The sequence below is a fragment of the Streptomyces beigongshangae genome, from assembly GCF_019710745.1.
Classification (GTDB): domain Bacteria; phylum Actinomycetota; class Actinomycetes; order Streptomycetales; family Streptomycetaceae; genus Streptomyces; species Streptomyces beigongshangae.
On sequence record NZ_JAHKJW010000153.1, the window covers coordinates 1 to 2,677 of the forward strand.

Genomic DNA, 2,677 nt, shown 5'->3' on the forward strand with positions numbered 1-2,677 from the left:
TGGTGATCTTGGTCGTGAACCCGTCTACCAGGAGCTTTCTGTATGCCCGTCACCAGGGTCGCCGGTCCAACCACCCGCCAGGTTGGAAGAGGCTCACTGTCGGCGATGCTCTGGACAACGCGCTCATGGAATCCCAGATCGGCCTTTACAAGACGGAGCTGATCAAACCCCGCAAGCCCTGGCGCGGCCTTGCCGACGTCGAACTCGCCACCGCGGAATGGGTCGACTGGTTCAACAACCAGCGCCTCCACACGGCGATCGGAGACATCCCACCGCACGAACACGAGACCAACTACTACGCTCAACTCCAGCCCCAACCGGCGGCTGGAGTCAACGCATAGAGTCTCCATCGATCCCGGAGCGGTTCAAGGGCCCTGAGGCCGGGGTGGTGACGTAGCGTTCAGTGTAGCCGAGCCAGACGTATTGACCGTAGATCGTGCAGCGGATGTAGTAGAAATGATTGGCCACACCACTGCCGGCGTCTTTGAGGATGCTCTTTTCGAGCTGGTGGTAGGCGTTTGCTTCGGCGTGGAGGACGTCGATGGCCTTGTTGATTGTGGGTTCGTTGGCGCGCCGTTCGTTGCTGAGCAGCCAGACCAGGTTGGTGTCGGTGAGGCTCTGGTCGACTTCGTACTGGCAGGAGTAGATGTCGTTCAGCCAAAGGTTCAGAGCAGCAGCCCGAGAGTTGAGTTGGCGGATGACTGGGAGTGCGAGTTCTTCGGCGGTGATGGGGCAGTTCATGACGGCGTCGATGAGGGAGAAGGAAGCGAGCATGTAACCGCCGGAGACCCGGGTGACGGCGTACTGGCCGGGCGTGATGGGCTGGGGGGCTTGATGGAGACACGATTCCATCAGCAGTCCGTGCCAAGTGAGTTCCATGTCGTACAGGAAGCGTTCCACGTGCCGGTGCGTGGTCTGCTGTCGTACCTCCTGGAGGATGGCTTCGAATGTCTCTAGACATTGCTGCTCCTCCGAGGCCAGAGGCGGCAGAGGCGGGCTCCAGTAAGCGGGTGGGACTACTAGTCGTTGGTAGTTGACGAACAGTCTGGCGAGTTGGTCGGGTTGTCCGCCAATTTGTGTGCGGTCGATGTGGTCGTCGAGGTTGAACATGAAGGTCAGGAACTTGCCGAACAGGACCCCTTGGTCAATGGTGGCGTAGGGAGCTCCGAAGGCGGCCATCTGCCCCAGATGAATCTTTTCGTACCGGGCAAGGGCTTCGGCCCTGCCGCGGAGGGCTGTGGTGCGAGTCCAGTGCTGGACTTGTTCCTCGATCAGATCGGCCTGCGGATGCGGCGGGGTCCGGAAGGGGAGGCTGATGCGTTCGTGGAGAGTGGTAGCAGGGCTCATTGATGGACCTTTCTCGAATTCAGCAGCCGAGGGCTTGATCGTGGTGTGTGCCAGGTGCTGCCGGAGCTGGCTTCTGAACTAAGCTGCTGACAGACGCAGGTGACGTGCTCCCGCAGGCCGCCGTCGCAGTGGGCGGCAGCGCGGCTTGTGTGAGGGCGCACAGGGCCTGCTCGTGGCGCGTGCGGATGAGCTGTTCCACCACGTCCTGGGCGCCGGTGGCGGTCAGGACACCGCGGACGCAGGCGCCGTCGTCCTCGTCCAGGGTGGGGCTGCCGACAAGTATGCGTAGGGTGTGGCGCTGGTCCATCGTGGCGTGTTGCAGTCCGGGCGCGATCAGGACGGTGTGCTTGCCGTCGCACAGATCGTCCAGGCACGGCTTGCCGGTCTCTTCCGAGTTGCCGTGGACGCCGAGGAGGTCGTCGCGCAGGAGAAAAGCCGCGCCATGGGTAGCGTAGGCAGTCAATGCCTGGCGCAGCGCGTCATCGGCGCCAGCGGGTGTGGCGCCGATGCGCAGGGGGCGCTCGATGGTGTACTTCGCGGTCTTGTAGCGGGTGATCGCCAGGACGCGGTCGAGGTCGTTGGTGGGTGCTCCGGTGACGCTGAGGTCGAGGTGCTGGCCGTACATGACCCCGGTACGCATGGCGTCGATCAGCGGCAGGACACGGATGAGCTGTAACGCGCTGAGGCCAGTGCTGTGCAGGAGCTCGTCCGACCAGGCCAAGGCAAGATCCCCGATAAGGATGGCGGCACCCAAGCTCAGATGCTCGGCTGCCGTGGTGCTGCGTCCCCCGGCATGGTGGCGGGCGAGGGTGCGGCGGACGGTCGGATGGCTGCGGCGCGTTGCAGAGTTGTCCATGATGTCGTCGTGGATGAGGGCGAAGGCGTGGACCATCTCCAGCGACGCCGCCGCCTGCAAGACCGGTGCGATATCACCCCGGTCCTCGGCGGCATACCGGCCGGTGACGCACAGCAGGAGCCGCAAACGCTTGCCTCCGGCGGACAGGAAGCCGTTCAGGATCTCGATGGTCCCGGCTGGCGTCTCCTGTCCGAGGGCCATGTCAGCCTTGCAGGCCAGGAACCGGCTCAGGACGGCGGATACTTCCGTGCGTACCGAGGCCGGATCGATCGGCTCGGCCAGCAAGGGCTGAGCGGTCACAAGGCATCACATCCATGGCCAGGATTCGTTTCCAGTAATGATTGTTGGTGTGTGCCGTCGTGGGAACCGGTCAACGCCTCGCAGGTCGTGAACGTGTTGAACGCTTGCGTCCTTATGAACACACTTGCTGGCCCGGGTGGATAAACGGAGGCTGCCGTCTTACGAGCTGGTGCG

Annotated in this window: 3 protein-coding genes; 1 reads left to right on the forward strand and 2 read right to left on the reverse strand. The window is 63.4% G+C overall.

Annotated elements, in window-relative coordinates:
- A partial coding sequence (locus tag KM933_RS38540; protein ID WP_221362271.1) for an integrase core domain-containing protein occupies nt 1–341 on the forward strand: 341 nt, incomplete at its 5' end.
- On the opposite strand, the gene KM933_RS38545 is transcribed toward KM933_RS38540, so the two are convergent.
- Nucleotides 331–1,347 carry a terpene synthase family protein gene (locus KM933_RS38545; RefSeq protein WP_221362281.1) on the reverse strand — a complete coding sequence of 339 codons (1,017 nt, stop codon included), beginning with the start codon at nt 1,345–1,347 and terminating at the stop codon, nt 331–333. The two genes, KM933_RS38540 and KM933_RS38545, sit on opposite strands and share 11 nt — an antisense overlap.
- 19 nt (nt 1,348–1,366) lie before the next feature.
- Nucleotides 1,367–2,503, reverse strand: coding sequence for a polyprenyl synthetase family protein (locus tag KM933_RS38550; RefSeq protein WP_308013685.1), 1,137 nt, complete (start codon nt 2,501–2,503; stop codon nt 1,367–1,369).
- Nucleotides 2,504–2,677: the final 174 nt, after the last annotated feature.